The 27,000-nt window shown below is 42.5% G+C and carries 24 protein-coding genes; 5 read left to right on the top strand and 19 right to left on the bottom strand.

Annotation, left to right across the window (positions count from 1 at the left end):
* Positions 1-224: 224 nt before the first annotated feature.
* The 10 genes from BROSI_RS08175 to BROSI_RS08220 form a co-directional block, all read right to left on the bottom strand.
* Complete coding sequence (locus BROSI_RS08175; protein ID WP_052563269.1) at positions 225-998, bottom strand: nucleotidyltransferase domain-containing protein; 774 nt, start codon at positions 996-998, stop codon at positions 225-227.
* Complete coding sequence (locus tag BROSI_RS08180; RefSeq protein ID WP_052563270.1) at positions 961-1,761, bottom strand: PDDEXK nuclease domain-containing protein; 801 nt, start codon at positions 1,759-1,761, stop codon at positions 961-963. Before BROSI_RS08180 ends, BROSI_RS08175 begins: the two co-directional genes overlap by 38 nt.
* Positions 1,758-2,012 (bottom strand): hypothetical protein, encoded by a 255-nt coding sequence (locus BROSI_RS08185; RefSeq protein ID WP_052563271.1) that lies wholly within the window; start codon positions 2,010-2,012, stop codon positions 1,758-1,760. Before BROSI_RS08185 ends, BROSI_RS08180 begins: the two co-directional genes overlap by 4 nt.
* 178 nt (positions 2,013-2,190) lie before the next feature.
* Entirely contained in the window at positions 2,191-2,631 is a 441-nt protein-coding gene (locus tag BROSI_RS08190; protein WP_052563272.1) for a hypothetical protein, read from the bottom strand.
* Positions 2,628-5,840 (bottom strand): Eco57I restriction-modification methylase domain-containing protein, encoded by a 3,213-nt coding sequence (locus BROSI_RS08195; RefSeq protein ID WP_052563273.1) that lies wholly within the window; start codon positions 5,838-5,840, stop codon positions 2,628-2,630. The genes BROSI_RS08190 and BROSI_RS08195 overlap by 4 nt, the downstream gene beginning before the upstream one ends.
* Positions 5,841-5,869: 29 nt before the next feature.
* On the bottom strand, positions 5,870-7,003 hold the full coding sequence (locus tag BROSI_RS08200) for a Fic family protein (protein ID WP_052565728.1): 1,134 nt from the start codon (positions 7,001-7,003) through the stop codon (positions 5,870-5,872).
* Positions 7,004-7,301: 298 nt separating this feature from the next.
* Positions 7,302-7,436 (bottom strand): hypothetical protein, encoded by a 135-nt coding sequence (locus tag BROSI_RS21330; protein ID WP_420886077.1) that lies wholly within the window; start codon positions 7,434-7,436, stop codon positions 7,302-7,304.
* 44 nt (positions 7,437-7,480) lie between these two features.
* Positions 7,481-8,437 (bottom strand): carbamate kinase, encoded by a 957-nt coding sequence (gene arcC / locus BROSI_RS08210; RefSeq protein ID WP_052563275.1) that lies wholly within the window; start codon positions 8,435-8,437, stop codon positions 7,481-7,483.
* A complete protein-coding gene (locus tag BROSI_RS08215; protein WP_052563276.1) occupies positions 8,434-9,753 on the bottom strand; it encodes a cyclic 2,3-diphosphoglycerate synthase in 1,320 nt (439 codons plus the stop codon). Before BROSI_RS08215 ends, arcC begins: the two co-directional genes overlap by 4 nt.
* Complete coding sequence (locus tag BROSI_RS08220) at positions 9,750-10,451, bottom strand: dTMP kinase (protein WP_052563277.1); 702 nt, start codon at positions 10,449-10,451, stop codon at positions 9,750-9,752. The genes BROSI_RS08215 and BROSI_RS08220 overlap by 4 nt, the downstream gene beginning before the upstream one ends.
* Before the next feature lie 318 nt (positions 10,452-10,769).
* Here BROSI_RS08220 and BROSI_RS08225 point away from each other — a divergent pair, with 318 nt between their 5' ends.
* On the top strand, positions 10,770-11,960 hold the full coding sequence (locus tag BROSI_RS08225) for a M20 family metallopeptidase (protein ID WP_082059121.1): 1,191 nt from the start codon (positions 10,770-10,772) through the stop codon (positions 11,958-11,960).
* 157 nt (positions 11,961-12,117) lie between these two features.
* Positions 12,118-12,855, top strand: coding sequence for a polyprenol monophosphomannose synthase (locus tag BROSI_RS08230; protein WP_052563279.1), 738 nt, complete (start codon positions 12,118-12,120; stop codon positions 12,853-12,855).
* A 185-nt stretch (positions 12,856-13,040) separates the two neighbouring features.
* Here the strand turns inward: BROSI_RS08230 and BROSI_RS08235 are convergent, their stop codons facing one another.
* The 9 genes from BROSI_RS08235 to BROSI_RS08275 all read right to left on the bottom strand — a co-directional run bounded on the left by BROSI_RS08235 (position 13,041) and on the right by BROSI_RS08275 (position 21,484).
* Entirely contained in the window at positions 13,041-15,524 is a 2,484-nt protein-coding gene (locus BROSI_RS08235) for a DEAD/DEAH box helicase (RefSeq protein WP_052563280.1), read from the bottom strand.
* Complete coding sequence (locus tag BROSI_RS08240; protein WP_052563281.1) at positions 15,521-15,784, bottom strand: PDDEXK nuclease domain-containing protein; 264 nt, start codon at positions 15,782-15,784, stop codon at positions 15,521-15,523. The genes BROSI_RS08235 and BROSI_RS08240 overlap by 4 nt, the downstream gene beginning before the upstream one ends.
* A complete protein-coding gene (locus BROSI_RS21335; protein WP_052563282.1) occupies positions 15,774-16,049 on the bottom strand; it encodes a GIY-YIG nuclease family protein in 276 nt (91 codons plus the stop codon). The genes BROSI_RS08240 and BROSI_RS21335 overlap by 11 nt, the downstream gene beginning before the upstream one ends.
* A complete protein-coding gene (locus BROSI_RS08250) occupies positions 16,046-16,870 on the bottom strand; it encodes a PDDEXK nuclease domain-containing protein (RefSeq protein WP_052563283.1) in 825 nt (274 codons plus the stop codon). Before BROSI_RS08250 ends, BROSI_RS21335 begins: the two co-directional genes overlap by 4 nt.
* A 56-nt stretch (positions 16,871-16,926) precedes the next feature.
* A complete protein-coding gene (locus BROSI_RS08255) occupies positions 16,927-17,364 on the bottom strand; it encodes an endonuclease domain-containing protein (protein ID WP_052563284.1) in 438 nt (145 codons plus the stop codon).
* Positions 17,361-19,328 (bottom strand): site-specific DNA-methyltransferase, encoded by a 1,968-nt coding sequence (locus BROSI_RS08260; RefSeq protein ID WP_052563285.1) that lies wholly within the window; start codon positions 19,326-19,328, stop codon positions 17,361-17,363. Before BROSI_RS08260 ends, BROSI_RS08255 begins: the two co-directional genes overlap by 4 nt.
* Before the next feature lie 74 nt (positions 19,329-19,402).
* A complete protein-coding gene (locus BROSI_RS08265) occupies positions 19,403-20,392 on the bottom strand; it encodes an ATP-binding protein (protein ID WP_052563286.1) in 990 nt (329 codons plus the stop codon).
* A 20-nt stretch (positions 20,393-20,412) separates the two neighbouring features.
* Complete coding sequence (locus tag BROSI_RS08270) at positions 20,413-20,850, bottom strand: AlbA family DNA-binding domain-containing protein (protein WP_052563287.1); 438 nt, start codon at positions 20,848-20,850, stop codon at positions 20,413-20,415.
* Between the two features lie 220 nt (positions 20,851-21,070).
* The gene (locus BROSI_RS08275) at positions 21,071-21,484 is read right to left on the bottom strand and encodes a hypothetical protein (protein ID WP_052563288.1); all 414 of its coding nucleotides are present in this window, start codon (positions 21,482-21,484) and stop codon (positions 21,071-21,073) included.
* A 721-nt stretch (positions 21,485-22,205) separates the two neighbouring features.
* Here BROSI_RS08275 and BROSI_RS08280 point away from each other — a divergent pair.
* From BROSI_RS08280 to BROSI_RS08290, 3 genes are read left to right on the top strand one after another with little or no spacing between them, the layout of a single operon-like run.
* A complete protein-coding gene (locus tag BROSI_RS08280) occupies positions 22,206-23,624 on the top strand; it encodes an FAD binding domain-containing protein (RefSeq protein WP_052563289.1) in 1,419 nt (472 codons plus the stop codon).
* Positions 23,611-25,866, top strand: coding sequence for a molybdopterin cofactor-binding domain-containing protein (locus BROSI_RS08285; RefSeq protein WP_052563290.1), 2,256 nt, complete (start codon positions 23,611-23,613; stop codon positions 25,864-25,866). Before BROSI_RS08280 ends, BROSI_RS08285 begins: the two co-directional genes overlap by 14 nt.
* Before the next feature lie 6 nt (positions 25,867-25,872).
* A complete protein-coding gene (locus BROSI_RS08290; RefSeq protein WP_052563291.1) occupies positions 25,873-27,000 on the top strand; it encodes an XdhC family protein in 1,128 nt (375 codons plus the stop codon).

Consider the following 27,000-nt stretch of genomic DNA (forward strand, 5'->3'; position numbering starts at 1 on the left):
TATATTTTGAGGATATGAAACATACCTGTAAGGATTTTTCTCCATGAGCGAGTATTCCGTTAACGAAGAATTGTGAAACAACTTATCCTTCAATTACTACTGTTTTAAGGCAGGAGAGAAGTATTTGGCTGTGTTTTGTACAACCCTTTATGTTTCTATCTTTTATGCAGGTAAACTTGAGCCCGTTTAAGAAAGAGGAACGCAACCCAACTTTCTGCCTACTTTTACGACCATACCTCATCCAAAGCAGATATAAATAAACCGTTCAACTGATCTGTTGAGCGTTGATCTGTATCATCTGTAAATTGTTTGCCTTCAAATCGTTCAATTTCCCTGTCTATAAAATTACTTATTACCGGAATACGAGGTCCGTAATCTAATTCTTCACCCTGCTCTTTAGATTTTATCAGTTTTTCGATCTCCTGTTTCAATTCCCCCGAGTTAAAGAGTTGATTGACCATTACCCTAAACTCCGTTGGTACAACACCCCACCCTCTTTCAAGCCAGTTGATAGCCAATATGGGGCGAAGCACGTAAAAATACTTTTTTATCCAAACCTGTTCTCCTCTCAGATATTCACGATAGTTGCCGCGCGCCATATGCAAGTAATGATACATGCATGTTTTTGGGGAATAATAGGTCTCTACCAATTGACTCATCTGTGTGACAGTTGAATACTTTTCCCAATAAACGATTGGCGAACCCAGCCATTCTATAAGCGGCGGATTCGATTTGCGAAACAGCCTCAAAGCCTTGCGTAAATCCCAACCACTCAAATCTATCTGGTCATTGATCGGTCGTTCAATAACATCCCGTTTCTGTTCCAGGTCAATGGACAAGTACCAATTTTTGGGATGAAGGTATAAAAAGCGCACATCAAAATCACTATTGGTTGAAGGAAAACCCCAAGCCCGGCTTCCCGATTCACAAGCGTACAGTATTTTTACACATTCTTCGTTTTCAACATTGTTTAATCTGGTTATTATTTCTTCTTTCATATCCCGGCTTGAACCTACCGATCTTTAATTCTACTGCTACAAGACACCTCAGGAGTCTATGATAAAATAACAAATCCACTTTATAATCCTCATTGCCAACAGTCAGCTTTTGTTCTTCTCCTACAAAGGTAAAATACTTACCAAATTCGAGAAAGAATTGTTTTAAATTCCCTAGAATAGCTTTCCGTAAATCTTTCTCAACGAAATCGTCTTTTAATCCAAGAAAGTCAAAAACATATTCATCTTTAAAGTGTGCCAGAAAACCCTTTTCTTTTGTATGAGGTATTAACTTATCTGCCTTTTTGGAAAGCATAAACCTCTCGTAGAGCGATGAGTTTATCTGCCTTTCAAGTTCTCGGCGTGACCATCTCTCTTTTAGACAGGTTTTAAGATAAAATTCTTTCTCTTCTATGCTCTGAGTCTGAAACAATATTAAAAGATTATGTGTCCATGATAATTCTGTCACCAGTGGTGACAGTTTTGGATAGCCTTTATATGTTTCGTATAATTTTTTCATTCTCCAGAGGTTTTCCTTAGAAAACCCCTTCATATCAGGAAATGCTTTTTGTAAATCCTTTGCCAGTGTCTCCACAATACCTTCGCCCCACTTAGAGACCTCTATCTTCTCATGCATGCCCCTTCCTATGAGAAGATACAATTCCGTTAATTGTTTGTTAACAGCCTGGTAGGCCTTCTGTCTTGCAAAAGAAATTTCTCTTTTTAACCTGCCCAGGAATGCACTGTATTCGTTCTTTTTTATCATACAGTTTTAATATCTTGTTTGAGTATTTTGTTTATCTTCATACGAACTTCAATATTCAAAATATACTCATGAAGCAATCTATACAAATCGAAACCGGTTGCAGAGGCAGCAGACATATTGTTAATCAAGACTAATGCAACAATACCTTCATCGATGCCTTGTCCCGTTAACTTTTCATGATATTTTTCATGAGAAATGCGCTCTTTTGTAAATACAGGAAAATCTGGCTCACAATTGTGAAATTCTTTCAAAGCCTCGTATAGTAAGTCTCTGGCTTTTTTTCTTTTTGGCTTTGCTTAGTTAATGTCATAACATTACCTTTCATAAAGAGATTAAGGACAATAAATGTCAAAAATAGTGTCAGGAATTAAAACTGACGGATAAATCAAATTGTTGGGTCAAGTTGCAAACCTGAACCCGCTTTGTGTTTCAAGGTTTATTACTGATTACATCTTCATTAATTTTGCTTATAATAACTTTTACTTCTGACAAACAGATGTAAGCTTCAGATTTCCATTTTTCTATTGGCCAACGTGGTAAGCAATCAATATAAGGATCGCCCAGCAGTACAACATCAAGAAAATTAAGTTCAGAGAGTACATTAGAAATTTTTAACCATAGAGTTTCTGGAGCATATTCACGAAACTGCATCCTCATAGAACCCCAATTGCTGAAATCGGATGAATAACCATGAGCTAATAACCATGCCTCCATTGCCCACATCAGAGCAGAACCCATTTCATTACATACCCAGTTAATCATACTACCAGAATTCAAGCCATAGTTGGCATAATCAATACAGCTATTAGCTGTTTGTAACTTTTGTAAGGCTTTTTTATAAGATGATTCGCAGTTGTTTGGGTTTTTCATAAATTTCCCTTTTCAACAATCACGATTTCATCTTCCGTCAATCCATATGATTCATACACCAACTGGTCAATCAGACGGTCGGTGACGTCTATCTGGCGCTGGATGACAGTTTTGTCATGATTCGTCTTTGACGATACAAGTTGTTTGTGCAGTTCAAGCATCTGTCTAACAAGAGCAACCATATGGCCATGGTACGACTTGTCCGATGGGTTGGATGAGTTGATTGTATGAATGGGAATTTGTGAAAAATACATGGGTTTATATTCAAAATAACCTCCCTGTTTGGTAGAGGAAATCGAATGCATGACGAAATCGGCCACCCTTGAATTCAATATTCCAAGCAGGTATAAATCGTCCGTGGCAATAATAGATGTTTTGTCATTCGAATAAAAACCTGAATTATCTACGGTATATGAGGCGCTTTGCACAATAGTTGGAATAATTATCTTTGGTTTTTCAAATTCCGCATAGTAATCGCAGGCCCTTAGTTCCCACCAGTATTCGCCTTTATCATAACGCTTTTCGGCCTTTTCTTTGAATGGCAACAAATGAGTTGCTATTGATGGGTAATTTTGTTTAAACCACTTCCATGCATCTGCAAAACTGGAAGACTTTTGGCCAGTCCAACCTTTCGGGATAAGAATCAGGTAGCGCCCTTCGTCTTCTATACAATACCTCTTTACGTCTCGCCCAATTAGGAATGGCTTTATAATCTCTCTGCTTTTGGGGTCTTCAGAAATGAGCCTATTTCTTGTTTCTGCATCTATCACAAATGCCTCATTGAGTCCTGTTAAAACACCTCGATAGATTTTACCTTTTACATATTCTTTCAAAGGAATTCCGGCCTTTTTCAGCTTGTTAAGCAACGCAGCGCTTCGTTCATCTGCAAGCGACCAGCCCGTGTCATCAAGGATGGATAGTTTTACAGAATGGCGGTTTTCTTTTACATAGTCCTCCAGACTTTCAAATTCAAGTGTCTTTACCTTGACTGCGGTAAAGGCAGATGAAGGTTTACCTTTCCCGATGACAAGAATGCATGGATACGTCGTAGCTTGCTGGAATACCGGCAAGTCCCCAAAATCGACAATTTGTTCAATACATTGTCGTTTTAACCACTTTCTGAGTGGCTCACCATAATTAGCCCGCATCCACTTGTTTGCAACTATGTAGCCGAAAATCCCTTTATCCCTGAGCAACGAAACACCTTTCTCAATAAAGTACGCATAGAGATCGGCCATCCCATGGTACACAGTGTATTTACACCGGAGATATTCTTTCAGGTCGCCTAAGCCTTCCTGCCTTACGTATGGTGGATTCCCAATTACTACATCAAACCCACCATTCTCCATGATCTCAGGGAACTCGGTCTCCCAGTCGAATGGATTGATCCGGTAGCGTTCCTCGTCTGAGGCCTCCCCCTGTATCCCCCTCCGTGAGGGGGACAAAGGAGGAGGGGATGTGTTATAAAAATCTGTGCCTATGAGCGAGTTGCCACACTTGATGTTGTTGCCGAGATCAGGCAGGGCACGTTCGTGGAAGAGTTTGAGTTGTCTTACAATAGTTTGCTCGGACTCGCCTTCCAGCACCTTCAAAAGGAGGGACAGCTTGGTTACCTCTACGGCCTGTAGGTCGATGTCCACACCATAGATGTTGTTGAGCAGGATGCGCTTGCGCTCGGCGGTGGTTAGACGCCAGTCACCACCCATGCCCTGGTATAATGTTGGAGAGCGTCCGGTTGACCATTTCTCAGGGCCATCAGCTACGTACCAGTCACAATGCCAGTCAAGCAGATATTTATAAGCACCCAGGAGAAAAGAGCCGGAGCCGCAGGCAGGGTCGAGGATTTTTAGGTTGGATACCTGTTTTGGATTTTTGAACACACCCCTAGCCCCTCTCAAGAGGGGAATAGAAAATCCCCTCCCGGGAGGGGATTTAGGGGTGGGTAAATCCCCTCGTGTTTTCCCGTAAGCGGGCGAGACAACCCCACCCTGACCCTTCCCGCAAACAGGGAGGGAAATATTTTTCCCCCTGTTTTCTGGGGAAGTAAAGGGGGGAACAAGGCGGCCAACGGTATTCTTTACGATGTAATCAACGATATAGATCGGTGTGTAGTAAACTCCTCCTGCCTTCTTGACCTCAGGCTTGTCCTCCACCACCGCGCGATGACCAGCCGTAAGGCGGATTACCTTGCCCAGGAATTGCTCGTAGACCTGACCAAGAATGTCGGCAGAGAGGACGGAGAATTCGTACGGGCTATCGGGATAGTACAGATTTTTGATGATATCCTTGAGTACGCCGTCGTCAATGGTCAAGCTCGGCGTGAGGGTATCAGGAAATTCAGAACGTCCCTTTTCCTTTTGGAAATGAAACAAACCGGAGTTGTAACGTTCATCGGCACGGTGGAATATTTCGCAGAGGCGTGCATATACACGGTCGCCGTTCTGCAAGGCCATGAGGCGACCATACCTTTCAATGCCTCGATCCTCGCAGATGCGCAGGAAGATGATGCGGTCAATGATGCGCTGAATGGCAAAGTTCAGGTCATGCTGGGTCAAGTCTGGATTGCGCAGCGCCAGGTTGCGGGCAAGCACGTCACGCCAGGATTCGATTTCTTTTAGAAATGCAGTATCAACCTCAGCGGTGCCTTTTTTGGCCTTGCCCGTTTCGGCATATTTATCAAAAGCGCCCTTGAGTACCGCATCGCGTGAGAAGATGGATGCGATCTCATCCCAGCGCTGTGCATACTCGGTGTAGTTCAGGTAGAGGATGCGGGCAGTAGAAGGTTTGTCAGTCTTGTCCGGTTTTACCCGGCAGTCGTATACGACGAACTCCTCAAAATCAGTAAGGATACTGAGCGGGAGCTTGGCAGACCATGCGTATCGGCGCAATTGAAATGCGGGGTCGACATCCTCTTTGAGATTGACCGCGGGCTTCTTTGTCTCCACAAAAAACTTGCGGACGCCACCGGTGCGGAAGCAATAATCCGGGGCCTTGGTCATACCGCCGACCTTGATGGAGTCCTCGTGTATTACGTCTTTGTAAGCCTCGGCGTAACCCTTCTCGTTGTTCACGTCCCAGCCCAGTATCTTAAAAAACGGATCGACAAATTCACGCCGAAGCTGGGTTTCGTTGTATGTACCGGAGCGATATGCCTCGCGATTGTTGTCGAATCGTCCGATCAGCCCAAGAATTTCCTGAGGAACAGTCATCTTTTTCTTAGTGTGTTCAATTTAATTTACTATCTTTCAAATAAATTCAGATACTCCGACAAGGAAAATAATCGGTTGCGGGCAAATCCAGTAATTTCCTGGAAAAGACCCAATCGTTGAAAATCTTTTACAAGCGCATTGGCAGAAGGGAATGTTATTTTAAGCTTTTCAGCAATTTGATTAGCATTCACTATTGGTTTGGAAAATAAGAGTTTTAACAACTCCTGTGCTATTTTTGCCCGTCTTCCAAGGGTTAATATCTTCGCTTCGTAATTCTGACGGAGTGTAATAATTCTTTCAAATGTCAGCGTTCCATTTTTTGCGGTTTCTATAATTCCGGACAAAAAAAATCTGATCCATTGTTCAATGTTATTCGATGATCGAACCAGTGTCAGTGAATCATAGTAAGCACCTTTGTTCCGTTCGAAAAAATCAGAAAGATATAATGTGGGCCTGCGCAAAATTCCCCGCTCGACAAGTTGCAGGGTAATAAGCAGTCTCCCGATTCTCCCATTACCGTCTAAAAAGGGATGGATAGTTTCAATTTGATAATGGCTCATTGCGATGTTAATCAGATGAGGAATGTTCAATTCCTGATTATGCCAGAATTTTTCCAGGTCACTTAACAATCCAGGAAGCTCATTTTGATGAGGGGGGATAAAGAAGGCATCCTGTAAACTTGATCCACCGATCCAATTCTGACTGGTTCTTATTTCACCCGGATTTTTATGTTTTCCTCGCACGCCTGAAAGCAGTATATTATGAGTCTCTTTCAAAAGTCGCATAGAGAGCGGTAACTTCTCAAGTTCGGCAATAGCATAGTTCATTGCCTTGATATAGTTTTGCACTTCTTCCCAATCATTGCGTCTTTCAGGGTCAATTTCTTCTTCCGGTAACAGCGCCTCGTCGATTCCTGTTCGAGTACCTTCAATACGGCTTGAAGTAGTGGCTTCCTTAACCACATGCATTTGAATAAAAAAATTTACATCCGGCACAAGGAGTGAATAGACATTAAGTTCGCCTAACAACCGTCCCGCCTCCTCCAAAAGAATAGTAATTTTTGCATCACGCCATTCAAAAGGTTTATTGATAAGTGAAGGGCTAAAACTTTTATCATGGTATTTCTGTTTGTAAGTACCGGACAAAAATGTGTTTTCTTTCATATTTAATGGTTGATAAAAACTTTTAATAACAAAATTCATATTAAAAATATATCAAATATTTTTTAATATGCCAATATCTATTAAATATTACAGCGCTATTATTTAATAGATGTTTTGTTAATATCGAGAAGATTGCAGCACTTTTAGAAAATTGCCCTTGCGCGGTTACACCCCAACCGGTTTTAAAGGCATCTCTCAATCGTGCATATCTGATTTGAAGTGAGATCCTGACCACGGGAATCACCCGATAGAGAAATGCACAAAAGGTAAGGGAAATGACCCCGAGAAAAGTTTTTGATTAAATTCCGCAGATAATATCTGCGGTTTTTCTCTTGCTATCTGGTTTTTTTGTATCTCCCTCTGATTCCTCAAATTTGCCAGACACTGTCTGGCAAATCTTATCTGGTGGATAAACCCGGTAGAATTGTCGCATTTGCTGAAGATTTTGTCGGGAAAAACCACGACCAAACCTCTTTATCAAATTGAATTTTTTATAATTTTTGTACCAGTACGGCCATCCAGGGCATCTTTGACCTTATCAATGGACGTGATGATTGCCAGCTCACCGCCCCAGGTTAAAAAATTCATGGCCGCCTGAATCTTTGGTCCCATGCTTCCCGGCGGGAAATGGCCCTCCTGGAAATATCTTTGGGCTTCATTTACTGTTAACCTGCTTAATGCCTGCTCATTCGATTGCTTGAAGTTTAAAAAGGCGTGTTCTACTCCGGTAAGCATCATGAGACAATCAGCTTTCGTATCCCGTGCCAGGACACTGGAGGCAAGGTCTTTATCAATAACAACGTCAACCCCCTCTAAATCTCCGTCTTCTTTCAGAATAACAGGGATACCACCTCCACCAGCGGCTATGACAATTTCGCCAGCCCCTAATAGGGTTTTTATAGCCCTTTCTTCCACAATTTTCAACGGGTTTGGTGAAGGAACCACCCGACGGTATCCCCTGTGGCTGTCTTCAACAATGTGCCAGCCTTTCTCCCGGCGAAAGTTCTCTGCTTCTTCTTTCGTAAAAAAGGGTCCAATGGGTTTGGTGGGATTTGAAAATGCCTTGTCATCTTTATCGACTATGACCTGCGTCAAAACGGTGACGACACATCTGTCGATTTTTTCTTTTCGTAATCGATTTGTTAAGGATTGTTGAATCATATACCCTATCGCGCCTTCGGTGTCTGCCACACAGACGCCCAGGGAAATCTCGGGTACCTGATTCCGGCTGGCCTCTACCATGAGTAACAGATTACCTACCTGGGGTCCATTTCCATGGGTAATGACCACCTCAAAGCCCTGCTTTAAGCAATAGATAATGCCATCCAGACTCTTCTGGACATTCTCAAATTGCTCTGCAATCGTGCCCTGTTGTCCCTCCCTGATAAGGGCATTTCCTCCTAAGGCAATGACGACAGCTTTGGTTTTCTTCATCGTAGCCTTGTTTCAAGGAGTTCTTTGAGTGTAGGTGTGCTTATTTCCTGTAAATTATACCGAACACGGTCGGTGGGTTTGTCAATGGATATGAGCTTTCTCAGGTCGATAGGGGTGCCGATAATTACCGTGTCGCAGGGAACTCGGTGTATCGTTTCGCTCAACTCTTCCATCTGCGAATGACCATAACCCATAGCCGGTAAGAGGCCGCCGATGTGTGGATGTTTCTCAAAGGTTTCGGCAATCGACCCTATGGCATAAGGTCTTGGGTCGATGATCTCTTTTGCTCCATAACGTTCTGCTGCAAGGGTTCCGGCGCCAAAAGCCATACCTCCATGTGTCAGGGTTGGGCCATCCTCGATGATTAATACACGCTTGCCTTGTATGCGATCAGGGTTTTCAACCGTTACAGGCAATGCAGCATCTACGATAATAGCATTGGGATTTGACTGTTTTGCATGCCCTTTAACAAGGCTTATATTTTCTGGCTTTGCAGTATCTTCCTTGCTGATGACGACAATATCTGCCAGGAGAAGATTGGTTTCTCCTGGATAGTAGCTAATCTCATGTCCAGGCCTGTGCGGGTCTGCAAGGGTAATATGAATATCGGGTACATAGAAAGGGGTGTCATTATTGCCACCATCCCATACGATAATATCCGCCTCCTTTTCAGCCTCCGTAAGAATTGCTGCATAATCCACACCTGCATACACGATCGTGTGTTGTTCCAGATGAGGCTCATATTCTTCGATTTCTTCAATGGTACAATCGTGTTTTTTCAAGTCATCATATGAAGCGAATCGTTGCAGGCGCTGTCGGGAAAGGTCACCATAAGGCATCGGATGTCTTATAACAACAACCTTTTTCCTCATTCCTTTTAGAATCTCGCAGACCCTTCGTGAAGCGGGACTCTTGCCACTGCCGGTTCTGACTGCGCAGACAGCAATGACTGTCCTTTTGCTTTTTATCATGGTTTGTTTTGGACTAAGGAGGGTAAATTGCGCGCCTGCTGCATTTACAAGGCTGGCCTTGTGCATAACGTACTCGTGCGATACGTCGCTATAAGAGAATACCACCTCATCAATCGCATGGAGTTTGATGAGGGATGCCAGGTTTTCTTCAGGTTCAATGGGAATTCCGCCGGGGTATAACTTGCCTGCCAGAGAAGGAGGGTATTGCCTTTGTGCAATATTCGGTATCTGTGCTGCTGTAAATAAAATTACTTCATATTCGGGATTATCACGGAAGTGGACATTGAAATTATGGAAATCTCTCCCGGCAGCCCCCATAATGATGATTCTTTTTCTGTTTGTCATAAGGTATCCTGTTGCTGTTTTTGTAAGGTGCTTTTTACCGCGTGCCATACCTTATCCGCAATGAACTGTGTGGATAACAACATACCGTTTCCTGTGCAATCAATAGTTATCCAGTCCTTTTTTCCTTTGGCAATTTCCAGAAAAGTTTGTTGTGCGTATCGTAAGTGATTGATGTCCTCTTCGTGGATATCCTTCTTTTCGCCTGACAGATAAGAGCGTTGTTCTTTTTTTTCTATAAGATGATAAGCGATCTCGGCTGGCACGTATAACAGGATGTTTAAGTTTGATCGCGGAACGGCGAATACCTGGTGTTCCAATTTGTCCAGCCACTGGAAAAAACTTTCTTTCTCCGCAGGGTTACTGATTTTACCGCCCTGGTGGGCCATGTTGTCGCACACATAGCGGTTTGATACGATAATCTTGCCTTCACCAAGCCAGTTGTTTATCTGTTCCTTGCACTCCCAGCGGTCTCCCGCGTAGAGAAGTGAGGCCAGATAAGGACTCACGGAGTCTGCGCTACCGAATTTACCCTTGAGGTATTTTGCGACCATGTCAGCAAAGAAAGTTTTTCCATACTGAGGGAAGTCAGTGATAACGGCGGGGTATCCCTCTTTTAGCAAGCGCTCGTACAAAAGTTTTGTCTGTACCGTCTTACCGCTGCCATCGATACCTGTAATGACCATAAGCTTTCCCTGCATTCAATTTACTCCAGTTAGTTTAAAAGATTATTCAGCGTATTTTCAAACACTACTGCTGTAAGCAAACAAAATCAGGCAATTCACCCTTTAATGCCCGTTTCGTCAACAGGGGGCAAATCTGAGCCGGCTAGTTCCGCATTGACTTTTTCCTCAAAGGTTTCCTACTGCAAAGCCATAACGAAATCGACCTTATTTTATGGAAAACTGAAGGTTGAATCAATCTTTTAATTTGAAATATTCCGGGCTGCACGGTAAGATTATTACGATTGTTTTAACGTTTTCATTATCAAATTTTTAGTTACTTTTAAAAAAATTCTTATGAATAATTCATCTTCGAACAATCTCGTGAATCGTGTGAAAAACTACATGCAAAATGAGGAAAAGGAAATTGTCGACCTTACCTGCAAATTAATAAACGCAAGGACCGAGAATCCCCCCGGCGATGAAATCCTTGCGGTACGTATTGTTGAGGACTTCTTTCAATCATTGCGGATTCCATATAAAATTTTTGAGAAGGTAAAGAACAGGGCAAATATCGTTGGATACATAGGCAAAGGCTCTCCTGCATTGCTGGTTGCATGCCATTTAGACGTTGTACCGGCGGGTGACGACTGGAAACGGAACCCCTTTGATGCGTGGATAGAAAATGGACGCATCTACGGAAGGGGTGCCTCTGACAATAAGGGACAAATGGCATCCATGATGGCCGTTGCAAGATTTCTCAAAGAGAATGAATCCAGATTAAAAGGGCAATTCATATTAGCAGGTGTTGCCGATGAGGAACGGGGTTCCACCCTTGGCTTGGAATATTTAGTGAATGAATGCGGCATCAAAGCCGATTACGCTATTATTCCTGACGTTGCGCATAATATGCAGTTAATCGATGTAACAGAAAAAGGAGCATTATTTTTAGAAATCACGTCACATGGCAAACAGGCACACGGCTCCCGGCCGGAAACAGGGATAAATGCCATATGGAATATGATACCCTTGCTGGAACGTATAAAACAATTAAAGTTCCAAAAAACATCACATCCGCTCCATACCCCACCTACTTTTAATCTTGGATCAATCCAGAGTGGAACAGCCCCGAATATAGTACCTGCCCTCTGCAAGGCACAGATTGACATTCGCTATTTGCCGGATGATTCAGCCGATAACATTGTCAACAATATAAAAAATATTATTAAAGAAGTAGAGGCCCAGTATTCCGCAAAATTTGACTTAAGAGTCATCTCAAACCAGATACCCACTGTCGTCCCTATCGACAATCCTTTGGTGGGGTTAATTTCAAAGCACACTTTAGCAGTATTGGGAACCAGGCCACAACCGAAAGGAATGTCTGGCGCGACGGTAACAAAGCAACTCATTCAAAAGGGTATAATAGCCGTTGGGTTTGGCCCGGGCGATGAGACCGAGGCACATGCAACAAACGAATCCATCAATATTAAGGAACTGGTTGATTTTGCTCAAATTATGTCATTGATTGCCCTTGATATATTATCGTAACTATTTTAATTTCATGAAATATTCACGCCACCCACTCTGCACAACAAGGTATGGGATTTTATCACCATCTCCTTACCTCTCCCATCAAGGGAGAGGAATAATGAGGGGAAGCCCCGTCTCCCCTTGCGGAAGAGGGTTAGGGTAAGGGGTATTTTAGATGAAAACATACGTAATGATCCCGACTTATAATGAACGGGAAAACATAGGAAAATTAATCCAGGAAATAGTAAATCTCAAAATTCAAGACCTTCATATTGTCGTTGTGGATGACAACTCACCTGACGGCACATCTGAGGTGGTAACAAATCTGTCAAAAAAACATCCTGAGGTGGAACTGCTTCTCAGGGCAACCGAAAGAGGACGGGGCTCGGCTGGTATCGCCGGTTTCAAATATGCCCTGGAACACGGGGCCGACTCTGTAATCGAAATGGATGCAGATTTCTCTCATCACCCCAAATACATTCCTCACTTATTAGAAGCGCTCCATGATGCCGATATGGTCATTGGTTCCCGGTTTATAAGCGGCGGGAAAGATGTCAACAGGGGTATCATACGCAAGGCAATCACAATCCTGGCGGGTATCTATGTAAGAGTTCTGTTAGGATTAAAGATCAAAGACGTTTCTTCAGGTTACCGATGCTTTAAACGAAAGGTACTGGAGGCAATAGAGCTGGACTCCGTGGTCTCAACCGGCCCGTCCATCGTATCTGAGGTATTTTACCGGGCACACTTGAAGGGCTTTTCGATCAAGGAAATCCCCATTGAATTTGAAGATCGTACACACGGTCAAACAAAACTCAATTACAAAATCCTTGTAAAAACCCTCCTCATGGTCTTAAAATTCAAACGATTGAATAAAAAGGGATTGTTGTTTAAACCATCCATAGGAAACTAATCTGCAGATTAAACACAACTCTTTGTTTTCTTAAACGTAAGACCGGCATCCTGCCTCTGCGTCTAATTCTTTACCCATGTTTTAGGAGATGAACAGTTTTTGTTAATTTCTCCTGCATGGACAAAGAAATTATTCGCTTTGATACTCATAACTCTTTACCAATGTATCAAAACTCATATTTACCATTACCGCATTATGCGGAATTGGTTAGACGCAGGTCTTAGCCACTTAATCACTGCTCTGTCCTGCTCTAAAATGACCGAAAAATCTTTTTCTGTCTTGAAATCAAATTTATACAGATTGTGGTATGCCTTTCTGAAACCACTGAATACCTTATTGGGAATGGCATTGGTTGGAGTGATTGTCTCGGTAAAATGATGAATGCTGTCTTTCGTGTATTTTGAAAAATTATGTTCTTCTATTCTTGTAAAAGGCCTTACCAGGGGTTTTTCATAACTTGGCGCTTCAAAGTAAAAATGTTGCATTAACTGTGCATAGATATATCCTCCAATCTCTTTTTTATTATATTGAACGACATTCATCAATTTATCGTCATCAAGGTGCATCCTGAATTTCTCAATTGCCTGACCAGTTAATCTAAAAAGCAAATCAGACTGTTCATCATAATCTATTTTAGGGTAATTCATGAGTTCATTCACAACGATATTTTCCGGACTGTCATGTATACCCCTGCCCTTCCCGCTTATAATATCAACACTATTTTCCTGCTCACGAAGCTTTTTTACCAAAATTTCTTCCGATACCGGTTGGTAATTAAGACTCCTCGTATCAAGGTCAAAATCCTTGAAGCCCGACCTTACTTCATTGCTTTGCTGAATAGTAATTCTTGGAATTTCTATAATGTTCTGCACAAAATCATGTACCACCGTTTCATAAGCTGCCTCAACTTCTTTTATCATTTCTGCGGCAAATAAATTTTTCTGTGGTGAACTGAAGATATTTTGCTTAATCTTTTCTACCGCTATTCGTTTGATTTCTGACTTTGTCAATTCATTAACGTTAGTTACCGCATTATTGAGTTCTGGAAGCGTAGAAAGAATGGTCTTTCTGAGTTCTAAATTAATCTGTGCTTTTTGCTGGCTTTCAGGTTCGGCAATAAGCTTAATCTTTTTTTGCTCTTCCTCAAATTTTTGTTCAATGTTTGAAATGGAAGTGATTACCTCTTTTTGCCCAATAATTTCCTGTGGATCAATTTCTATAATATTTTGCCTTTTGATAATAGAATCGGGTTGATTGGCCGCGTCAATTATTTCCTGAAATTTATCATGGGCGACAATCGTAAGTTTATCCACTTTATCAATACCCGTTCTTTTCCCATACGGCAAGCGTAAACCCCTGCCAATAGTCTGTTCTCTCAAGGTCATGGACGTAGCCGTTCTTAAGGGAATAATCGTATAGAGATTAGTTACGTCCCAGCCTTCTTTCAGCATATTGACATGAATAACAATTTCGATTTTATTTTCTGGCTTTTCCAAAGAAATCAGCTGTGCAATATTTTCTTCTTTTTCCGTACCCGTCTGGCTGGAGTGGATTTCCATTACCTTATCGGCGTAATACCCTTCAAAGAATGCGTCTGAAATGATCAAATGCTTTAATTTACCGGCATGGGTCGTATCCTGGGCAACAACCAGCACAAAAGGCTTTACAGGTTTTACTTTATTATCACGTGCATAAATATCCAAGGCCACTTTCGTGTCTTCGTGGATACGAATGCCGTCTTCCAGTTTTATCCTGTCCAGTTCATCATTGGAATATTGGGAAGGGTAAAAGTCTTTGCGGGTAGCCACTGCTGGCTCTTTCACAAAACCGTCTTGGATAGCCTTTGCTAATGAATATTCAAACACGACATTTTTAAACTTAATAGCACCTCCGCTTCGTTCTACTTGTGGGGTTGCGGTAAGTTCTAATCCTAAAATGGGGTTTAATTCATTAATAACCTGCATTCCCCTATCTGCCCTATAGTGATGTGATTCGTCCATCAGCAAAACCAGATCATCAAGGCTGGAAAGGTAATTGAAATAAGAATCTCCTAAATATTCTGAAAGCCTTTTTACTCGTGGAAGCTTACCGCCCTTTGTTTCGGCATTTATTTTCGAGATGTTAAAGATATTGATATGGATATCGGATACAAACATTTTTTTCTGACGTAGTACATTATAACTATAATTATCACCGGTAATAATACGAGGCTGGTTATGAACAAACTCTTCAATGCCCTGAAATACGTATTTTGGGCAATTCGGATTGGAAAAATCCTCAATAAGCTTATTATAAATGGTAATATTCGGCGCTAACACGAAATAGTGCTTTATCCCCTTTGAAAGATACGAATAGGCAACAAACGCCCCCATCAGTCGGGTCTTGCCAACCCCTGTGGCCAGCGAAAAACAGATTGACGGGAAATTTCTCTCAAAGTCAACGCAGGTAGGATAGGCGCTTTTAACTTTCTCCAATTCTTGTTGAAGGAAAGAACCCACCCCTGAATCCCCTCCCAAGAGGGGACTTTTATGCTCCCCTCTCGAGAGGGGATTGGGGGTGTGTTTTTTTAACGTTAGTTTGTCCGTCAGCTCTGCCAGTATATTCAGGCTGTCAGCCTGTGGCGGACGAAGGCTTAAGCGATTTTTAATTGCAATGGCTACGCGGTTCATTTTTTGTCCTTGCTCAGTTTTATTTCCATTTCTATGAGTTCCTTTTCACGTAATATTTCAGTTTTCAATTCTTCTTCTGTCGGCAAATAGGGAATATATCTGGAAATATATATCTGCTTTTGTCCTTCCGGTAAAGTGTACTTTACAACAGCTTTGTTTTTCTCAGCACAAAGGAGTATGCCGATAGGTTCATTTTCTCCCTCTACCATCTGGGTTCTTTTATAATAATTGACATACATCTTTACCCAGTTAGATAACATCGCCTACCTCCTCTACGTAGTTCGCTATTCGATTTTTTAAATATCGTTTACCCCAAGAGGATTTTAGGTACTTTTCCCGTTTTGTTGCATCTTGTTGGTTTAAACATGCTTCGTAATAGACAAGTATAACTGGCAATCGGGATTTGGTTGAATGAACCTTTCCTTTATTATGTTCGTTCATCCGCTTAAGAAGATTATTAGTATAGCCAACGTAATAATAACCATCCTTTTCAGAAAGCAAAGTATATACATAATAAAAACTCATGCAGCTACCTCATATCTAACAGGGTAAATCTGTCCAATATCCTGATGGGTCAGTTTCCCTACCTTCAGGTCTATTAGCACAAAACAACGTGTGAGCCTGTTATAAAAAACAAGATCAATATAAAAATGGTCTCCATCGAGAGTAATCCTCTGCTGGCGTGCAACAAAAGAAAAACCTTTTCCCAATTCAAGCAAAAATTGCTGAAGCTTGTCTATCAATGCCTGCTCAATATCCTTTTCCAAATACCTCTCTTGTTTCTCTAAACCGAGGAACTCAAGCACATAGGGGTCTTTTACAATGTCCGCAGGAGATGCAATATGATGGCCCTTTTTTGCAAGTTCGAGCACTCCTTTTTTGTCCTTGCTCAATGCAAGCCGCTCAAAAAGCAGAGAGTTTATCTGTCTCTCAAGCTCTCTTGTACTCCAATTGCTTGTAATTGTTTCTTTTATGTAAAATTCACGGGCTTCCGGCTTTTCTATTTTTAACAACAACCTGTAATGTGTCCATGTCAATTCTCCACGCAGTGCGTGGAGATTCTGGAAGGAAAGATAAAATTGTCTCATGTACCAGAGATTGGTTTTATTAAATCCCTGACCGTATTCAACCGTCAGTCTTTTAGCAAGCTCTTCGATAAGAGATGCGCCATATTCAGCCCGCTGCTTACCTTGCTGTTCTTCCTCTATAATAATTTTACCAATATACCAATAGGCCCGTACCATTGCTGCATTAACAGCTTTGAAAGATTTTGACCGCGCCTTTTCAAGAACTGTCTTTATGCTTTTATACGTCTGTTCAATCGTGGATGCTGGACTATTTTTCATATGCTTCTTCCTTTGGAAAAAGGCTTTTTTGTCCGCTCATTTTTTTTGTTCGACCATTACTCTTCTTTAGTAATGGGAGAATGTCTCTTAAAATTCCCCTCTTGGGAGGGGTTAGGGGTGGGTAATGTTGCGTGTTCTTTAATCCAATTTTCGATAACCCACAAAACACCTTGCATATTCTTCTTTATGTCTGAATCATAAAACCTCAGAAACCTTATTCCGAGAGATTCCAATTTTGATTGTCTTATTCTATCTTCTTCACTCTTGTTTTCGTGACTGATACCGTCAATTTCGATTGCTAACATCAATTCATTACAGAAAAAATCCACAATATAATTATCTATCGGCTTCTGACGGTCAAAGTCATACCCGCACATCTTTTTCTTCTTTAAATACCTCCATAACAATGCCTCAGATAAAGTGCTGCTTTTTCTTAATCGTCTTGCCACTTCCTTCAATTTAGGGTTATAGGGTATGATGATCTTCCGTTTCATTTGAATAATTTTCTTTGTTTCACATTTTTTCCTGTGGAATTATCTTTGTTGGGCTTTTTATCTCTACCCGATTTACCCACCCCTAAATCCCCTCCCGAGAGGGGACTTTCATGCTCTCCTCTTGAGAGGTGGTTGGGCGTGTGTTTATTCCCCTCTTGAGATATTCCCATCTTATTCCCCTCCTTGGAGGGATTCTTCAAATTCCCATCCTGGGAGGTCTCTTTCTTTATATTCCCCTCTTGGGAGGGGTCAGGGGTGGGTTCAGGCAAATTGATGATATTTAGGCTATAATCCTCTTTTCCAAATTCACACCTGCCAAGCAACATCTTGGGAATCTTTTTTATGGTAATAGCAGCGTAACGATTTTCGCAGGCTTTCTGAAAAGATTTACAACAAATCAGCAGGCTTTCGTCCGGTTTCATTTCTTCGTGAATCTTATCCAGAGACTGTACCGTAACAAACTGTGTAGTAATAAAAATATAATCCTTTTCCGTAGAACGACCCTGTTTCCAGTAAATATGCTCGTCCGGGCAGTATCTAAAGCCTTCGTGTTTTGCCATCGCTGCGGCAAGCATATCGGCATTATAACGTTCGTCAATAATCCAGTTATCATGTTTATCCTTTTTCAGTAAACTCGGGGCTAAATAGTAATATTTGAAACCACCGCCGCCCTGCCAACCCACCCCTTTCTCCCCTCCCAGGAGGGGACTTTTTTTATTCCCCTCTTGGGAGGGGCTGGGGGTGGGTTCATTCCCCTCTTGAGAGGGGTAAGGGGTGTGTACAATTCTTGATATGCCGCCCTGATCCGTTCCGTCAACAACCTTTTTCAACCGCGGCAGACAATGGGTATGGCAATGTTCGCCAAGTTCAATACTTATCCACCTGCGCCCCATCTTATGAGCAACAGCGACAGTCGTGCCTGAACCTAAGAAGGAGTCCAAAACCCAATCGCCGGGGTTCGTAGCTAAGGTTAGAATGCGCTGGATTAAGCGTTCAGGCTTTGGCGTTGCAAAAACATCATCGTCATTAAATACCTTTACTTCACGCTTCGCTTCCTGATTATCTCCGACCTCTGTTCTGTACCAAATTGTTTTTGATACAATCCCTTTTTGAACCTCTGATAAAAATCGTTTAAATCTTGGTTTATTATTTCCTGATGCACCAAACCAAATTCTTTTATCTGCAATAAGTTCTTCCATCTTTTCTTTACCATAAACCCAATGACGATTATTACCTGGCGAAAACACTTTGCCTGTCGGACCTACAATTTCGTATACGCCATATTCAAAAGGTTCTTGAGCGGTTAAATCAGACGATGTCCATGACCCTCTTGGGTCATTGTCTGGATTAGAATAACGGAAATCCATATCCTCAGTTCTTGGCAATAAATTAGGCCTCCAAATGTCTTTATTCTTGGCATAGACCAAAATATGATCGTGACTGTCAGAAAGCCATTTCGCGTCATTTTGCGGTGAAAACTTCTTTTCCCAAACGACATTGCTCACAAAATTCCTTCTTCCAAAAATCTCATCACAAAGCACTTTCAGATAATGACATTCATCATTGTCAATTGTTATCCATAGTGTTCCGTCATCACGTAACAGCCTGTGCAGTATTTCAATTCTTGGCTTCATCAGACTCAGCCAGATGGAATGTTCCAGCCCGTCATCGTAATGTTCAAAGGCATTGCCGGTATTATAAGGCGGGTCAATGCATGCGCACTTTATCTGTCCTGCAAAGTCCTGCTCAAGGGCTTTCAGGGCAAGCAGGTTATCACCATAGATAAGCATATTACCCACCCCTGAATCCCCTCCCAGGAGGGGACTTTTATACTCCCCTCTCGAGAGGGGGTTGGGGGTGTGTCCATACGACTTTTCAGGATCTTCAATCAATATACACGGCTCTAGCTTTGGCTGATTATCCTTGTCTATCCACGTGAGTTCAAGTTTTTGGTTTTTGTTCATGTTTTTTACAGTTCAGCCTTTTATTATTCCTGCAGGATAATAAGATTTTTTGTAAGTTATTGTTAATATTAAAATTATAACGATGGAGACTTCTTATTATCCGAGAGCCAGGATAATAAACTAATAAATTTTCTCTCTGCCGCAGAACCAGCTTTTCGATAGCATGCATTTTTCTTACCTTTACTCATATCCACTTCAAGCATTTCCATGTCAACCCACTTCTTAAGCATTTTTGAAGCTTTCAGCGTGTCAACAGAAGCAATCCTGCACAATTGTCCGTTTGTAATAAATCCATTGCGGTCAATCCAGTTGCTGACCTGCTCCCATATTGGAGGTCGTTCTTCGTTGAGCAGCAGGACAACTATCGAATCCCTCCGCGAAAAATAAAACGGAGGATAAAGTCCCTCTGCACGCATGGTTGCAAACATCATTCTCACTCCTTCTCCGGCATCGATATTAGGTGGTTCGGGAAACTCCCTGAGACAGTTTACGATAAGAGGATTGCGGTTGAAAGAACCTGCGAACTCAATGGTATCTGTCGTTATATCTCCGGGAAAGAGTCCAGGGCTTTCCACTTCAATGCGATTATCGAAAATCCTTATATGGACATCACGATTTATATGATAGTCTCTGTGAATAACGGCATTGGTTATCGCTTCTCTGATTACTCGTGTCGGATAACGATGCACTGTTTCAAACCCCGACTTTGCAAGAGTCAGACCTTTTGCTATTTCATTGATTACGTAAGCATATGCATCGGCAATTTGTTTTATCAGCGGTCCGGTAATTGTTTTCGGCGGCTTGAGCAGATTAGGAACAGCTCCATGTTCGATACGTGTTCCGGCATAATGAAACACTCTCACAGCAGTTTTTGAAGATAAAATGCCTGAAGGGTCTTCTGCAAAACAAAGGATAGCGGCTCTTGTAGGTAAGATAACATCATTTTCTTTCCGTGCTAGGCCGGTTCTGAACATCCTATCCTTAATGTCGCCTGAACTAATCCCTCTGTTTTCGCAGTAGCTTTTCCATGAGTTGGTATGAAGAAGTTCAAATGGAACGTCCACGAGTTCGCTCTCGGCGCTAATTACACCCCTTCGGAAGCGGTCATCTCACGATTGCCTTTATCGAGACGCTTACATGTACCGTCTTCGACAATAGAATGAACCTTCGGACTCTTCGGAACGTTGATAATAATAATCTCTCCAGGATTACCGTCATGCAGTCCGCACTTGAGAGGCGTCCATGTAAGAGCATCTATAGGAGGAGTAATTTGGTGTTGTACTTTTTGTCTGAGTTCATCAACAGCTTCAGCATTCTCATGGATGCCTAGAAGTCGATCGGTTCCCTTTGCCTTTGAGTAATCCTCCATCCCTAAAACTAAAAAGCCTCCTTTTGTATTTGCAAAGGCAACGATGGTTTCCAGGGCTTTCCGAACCATTTTACCTGAAACACGCTTTGCCTCAAAGGATATGCTTTCATCCCATGAAATAAGTGTTTCGATGATTGATTGGTTATTTTCCATTTTTAAACTCTTCTGATGTATCATACAGTTTTATCATACGAGGTCCTCATTAGTTTAATCTCAGTCTGGCATTTCGGACAAGTAATCATGGGCTCTGTCATAAATCTCTCCTTGATGGTCTCAACAAATCGGCATACCAATGAGCAACGCTGTCCAGAGCCAATTCTCCTTGCCTATTCATGTGAGTTCTAATCATTTGTTGTTTTGCATTATTGGCATTTTAAATAAGTTTCCATCTAATTGTAAATAACTCTGATTTTTCAACCTTTTGTTGTAAGCGTGCCTCTATCTCATCTATCAGTCTTTCCTTCCTGTTATCTACTTCATCCTGTGTCTGATACAAATTTAAACGCATGGCGTTACGTTTCTTCTCCATTTCTTTTATCTGCCGATGTGCCGTTACCTTCTCTTCGAGATTCAGTATCTTTTTCGCCTCTGTCTTTCGGCATTTTATCTCTTTATCTAATTCTTTCAATTCAATTTCCATGCTGCTTTTCACATTTTCTGCCCACCTGTTTAATTTTTCCATCTCGGTATCGAAGAAGCCTGCGTTACGTTCAGCATTCATTTGCAAGATTTCGGCTTGCTGTTTTTGGGCTATTTGATTGATAAGATTCTTAACATGAAAACCCACCCCTGAATCCCCTCCCAAGAGGAGACTTTTATACTCCCCTCTTGAGAGGGGCAAGGGGTGTGTTCGTTTTCAACTTTACCATTACCTATCAAATCAGAAATGGGGTTTATCGTTGCAGGTAGGGAAAGTAGCCTTTTACATTGCTCAATAATACGTTGTGCTAAAGGATGGCCAAGCCTGTAAATATTGATATCTTCGGTGTTCCTTCCAAGCCTATAGAGGCCAGGATGTATCTTTTCTTCTGGAAAAGGATTTTTCTGCGGAGTAAAAGAATAATCATCTGCTACAAAATCAGCATAAGGTTCAAGGTAGTATTTGGTAATCTGTCATAGCCAGTTTTCGTATCGTGTCAGGTATTCTTTGCTTTCACTTAGGCTTACCTTTAATTTCTTTTGGTTTATGTACGGAGTATAAGTCATTCAAAAACGTAATTCAATACTATTTTAAGCAAATTCACGTGCTGAATGAGCCTGATAAAAACTTGCTCAGGCATTAGAGGCAAAACGCAGAGTCGACATTCTCGAAGGCAAATACTTTGTAATGCTAAATAAACAACCCAAGGTGTCTGTTTATCACCGACATGAAGGATTATACCCTCAAAGGACAAACCGGATAATTTTAGTTTTTTATTGCATGTTTTGGCATTTTATTGAATTATTTAAGTTCAATTACATGAAAATTACCGTAATTAGAAAAAATTGTTTTTGTGATGGTATGCTTTATGGCATCGGATATTCACTTCATACTTAACGATAAAGAAACATGCACTTCAGAGAGTCCTGGGATGCTCGTGTTAGACTATCTGCGGAGAATACAGCGATTGACGGGCACGAAAGAAGGATGCAAGGAAGGGGACTGTGGGGCATGCACGGTATTGATCGGTGAGTTTGAAGGCGATAAGGTAGTTTACAAACCTGTTACCTCATGCCTGATGCCTTTGGGCGAACTCCACGGAAAACACCTGGTTACTATTGAGGGTTTGAACACGACACACCTTTCGCCGGTACAGCAGGCAATAGTTGATGACGGAGCTACTCAATGCGGTTTTTGTACACCGGGCATCGTTGTTTCTCTGACAGGTTATTTGATGAAAGAGAAAACGGAAATACATGAAGAGGGTGTAAAAAAGACCCTCAGTGGTCATCTCTGTCGTTGTACAGGCTATCGTTCCCTGAAGCAAAGCGCATCCTTCCTGAAGGATACCGTCAACGATCATACGGGAATAGACGCCCTCGTTGCGAACAGGATGCTTCCCGATTATTTCCCCCAAATTTCCGATCGGCTACGCAAGATTCAATCCCCTGTCAGAGGACCAGGGGATACATCAACTGACTATTGCATTGCCGGTGGCACTGATCTCTATGTACAAAAGGGAGAATTGTTGCCGGAATCCAAGGTGTATCTTTTGAATTTGTATCCCGAAATGAAAGCCATCTCGAAAAAGAACGGTTCCATACACGTTGGGGCGCTGACAACTTTTGAGGCATTTGCGAATCATGCTGAAATAATAAATATACTCCCTGAGATTCAAGTGTATATGTCTCGTATAGCCTCCTTGCAGATTCGTAACCGGGCTACTCTGGGAGGAAACATAATCAATGCCTCACCCATAGGGGATCTGACGATCCTTCTCCTGGCCCTGGAAGCAGTATTGGTTCTGAAAAATGATGCAAAAAGCCGAACCGTCCCAATTACCTCTTTTTTTAAGGGATACAAACAACTCGATAAAATGCCATCAGAAATTTTGACAGATATTGTAATACCGGAATTCCCGGTACATACGAAAATTCATTTTGAAAAAGTTTCCAAGCGGAAATATCTGGATATTGCATCGGTGAATAGTGCAATAAAAATTCGTTGTGAAGATGGGATCATTTGCGAGGTTGGTCTGTCAATGGGCGGTGTTGCTCCGATCCCCTTATTTTTACGGGCAACCTCTCACTATTTCACCGGCAAGCGAATTTGCAGGGAAGTCGTTGAAGGAGCATTTCCCATTATTCAGCAAGAAATTTGTCCAATCGGCGATATCCGGGGAAGTGTGGATTACAAAAGGCTTTTGGCCCGACAACTCATCATTGCCCATTTTACAAAACTTTTTCCGGACAGAATGACGGTAAAGGATTTTTATGAAACAGAGTGACGCCGTCTCCCACACACGGGGTGAATCTCAATATGTGGATGATATGCCACCGCCTTCAGAGATGTTGTACGCCGCCGTATTTTCTTCCCCGGTAATGCATGGGAAGATCACAGCGCTCCGCATTCAGGACGCATGCTCGATGGATGGGATCGTTGCGGTATTAACGTCAAAGGACATTCCCGGCGAGAACCAAATAGGGCCGATTATTCAGGATGAAGAGCTGCTCGCCGGCGAGGAGGTTTGTTATGTAGGACAGCCCGTGGTGTTGGTAATCGGCACGAGTCCCGAAATTGCCAGAAAAGGCGTCAGGAAAATTACCCTGGACATTGATGAACTCCCTGCTGTTACCGATCCGAAAGAGGCCTTTTTAAAAGGGAAAACTATCGGCTTACCCAGAACCCTTATTCTTGGTGATGTAGAAACTACCTGGCAACAATGCGATCTCGTTCTGGAGGGTTCTTGTGACATTGGCGGTCAGGAACACGTTTACCTGGAAACACAGCGGGCACGCGCAATTCCTCTCGAAGAAAATAATTTCTGCATTTATTCTGCTACGCAGGGCCCGTCGGCGGTACAGAAGCATGCAGCAAAGGTATTGGGATTGCCAAGTCACAACATCGAGGTTGAGGTAAAACGGTTGGGAGGAGCTTTTGGCGGTAAGGAGGATCAGGCAACATCATGGGCCTGCATGGCTGCACTTGCAGCATGGCATACCAAAAAACCGGTAGAACTGGTACTTGGGCGTGCAGATGATATCAAAATGACCGGGAAACGGCACCCGTATAAATCGGATTTCAAAATTGGTGTAACCAAAGAAGGTAAAATACTGGCGTATGAGGTAAAACATTACCAGAATTCAGGAGCCACTGCGGATTTATCACCTGCTGTTTTAGAACGGACACTGTTTCACAGCACGAATAGTTATTTTATACCAAATGTGAAAATTTTTGGTGTCTGCTGCCGGACCAATCTGCCTTCGAATACCGCTTTTCGGGGATTCGGCGGGCCACAAGGAATGTTTGTCATTGAAAGCGCTATCGCAAAAGTTGCAGAAAAACTGGATATGCCCCGTGAAGAAATTCAGGCAAAAAACCTGCTCAGGGAAAACGATCTGTTTCCCTATGGACAACGAGCCGGAAATTGCAAGAGTCTTTTGACATGGAATAAAGCCGTGGAGAAGTATAAACTGAGTGAAATCCGTAAAAGGGTGAATGACTATAACAAAACTCACTTTGAGACAAAAAAAGGCATAGCAGTAATGCCCATCTGCTTTGGCATCTCATTTACCACGACCTATATGAATCAGGCAAGTGCATTAGTCCACGTATACACAGATGGCAGCATAAGTGTTTCTACCGGTGGGGTGGAGATGGGACAAGGATTGAAATCAAATATTGCAAGTATTGCCGCAAAAGGGTTCGGGGTAGGGGAACATCGTGTTAAGATTGAGAGCACAAACACCACCCGGATTGCCAATATGTCGCCGAGCGCCGCCAGCGCTACCACGGTATTGAATGGAAATGCAACACTGGTAGCGATTGAACAAGTGCTTGACCGTTTAAAATCTGCGGTTGCCAAAGAACTCGGCGTGCAGGATAAAGGGAGAATTACCATTGTTGACGAAAAGGTGCTCTGCGATGGATGCAAAACAGACTGGACGTGGGATCGGCTGATTCAAACAGCACACCTGAACCGCATCGGTCTTTCTGCTCACGGGTTCTTTGCGACACCTGACATATATTTTGACAAGGTAAAAGAAAAGGGGCATCCGTTTGCCTATCATATTTTTGGGACAGCAATTATTGAGGTAACCCTGGATTGCTTACGTGGTACGTACGATATTGATTCTATCAGGATCGTACACGATTTGGGCAGGCAACTGAGTGAACTTGCGGATAGAGGTCAAATTGAAGGTGGTCTGGCTCAGGGATTGGGGTGGATGACTATTGAAGACCTGCGTTTTAATGAAAAGGGGCAATTACTTTCAGGTGCGCTGGCAACGTATAAGGTCCCCGATGTGTATTTTATGCCCGACGATATAGAGCTAACGCTCCTCGAAGATGAAGGAAATGCCTTGGGACCCTATGGGAACAAGGCAGTTGGCGAGCCGCCTCTCATGTATGGAATTGGTGTATTCTTTGCGATCCGGTGCGCCATGCGTGCCTTCAGACCGCAAAAAGAATTTGCCTTTGTCTCGCCTTTAACACCGGAACGTGTTTTATTGCAACTCTATGTTGATTAGGAGACCATGAAAGAAGTTATCGAGGAAGCGCTCGGTTTAATGGAAAAAGGTGAACCTTGTGTACTGGCAACTGTTATCCATACAAAAGGATCCACCCCGCAAAAGGCAGGTGCAAAACTATTAATTCGCAAGGACGGAAGCTGTGCTGGCACTCTTGGCGGCGGATGCGTTGAAGGAGAAATCTGGTCTGTGGCCAAACAGCTATTAAGCACACAAGGAGACCCGTTGTACCGCAAATACGATTTAAACGAAGCGTTTACCGCAAGGGATGGACTTGTCTGTGGCGGCACCATGTTTTTCTTTATTGATCCCCTTGCAAGTACCGGTAATTTTCAGTCATTTGCAACAGAAATTGTACGGGCATATCGTGGTGAAATGCCGGCAGCATTGGCTACGGTGGTAAACTCTCCCACGGGAAGACCCAAATTGGGGTCCAAATTGCTCATTCGGGAAGATGGTACTGTTCAGGGAAGTTTTGACAACCGTAAGCTGGAACTGGAAACTATTGCCATAGGAAAAATACTGGCAATTCATGGGGGAAGCAGACATTTCAAGACCGCGGACGATACAGAAATATTTCTTGAGGGTTTTACTTCTCCACCCACACTGATTTTAATAGGCGGCGGACATGTAAACCAGGCGGTTTCGAAATTGGCTTCACTCCTGGGATTTCGCATGTATGTTATTGATGACCGGGTTGAATTTGCCGATAAAGAACGTTTCCCGGAAGCAGAAACCCTGGTAATTTCTGATTACAGCAGAGGACTCGAAAATGTATCTGTCAATTCAAACACATATATTGTTGTGGCCACACGCGGTCATCGGTATGACGATTTGGCTTTGGCTGCAGCCATCCGGACTCAAGCCCGCTACATAGGATTATTAGGAAGCAGACGGAAAACGATCGAGATTTATAAAAACCTTTTGAAGGAAAAAGTACCGCCGGAACGTTTACGGGGAGTGTATGCCCCGATAGGACTAAACATCGGCGCTATTACACCGGAAGAACTTGCGGTCAGTATCATGGCGGAAATCATCATGGTACGCAACGGAGGCGATGGAATGTCCATGAAAATGAATACTGCAAATCTAGATACCCTCATGAAGCACGAAGATCCCGATCAGGCATTATGA

This window comes from Candidatus Brocadia sinica JPN1, from assembly GCF_000949635.1.
In the GTDB taxonomy this organism is placed as follows: Bacteria; Planctomycetota; Brocadiia; order Brocadiales; family Brocadiaceae; genus Brocadia; species Brocadia sinica.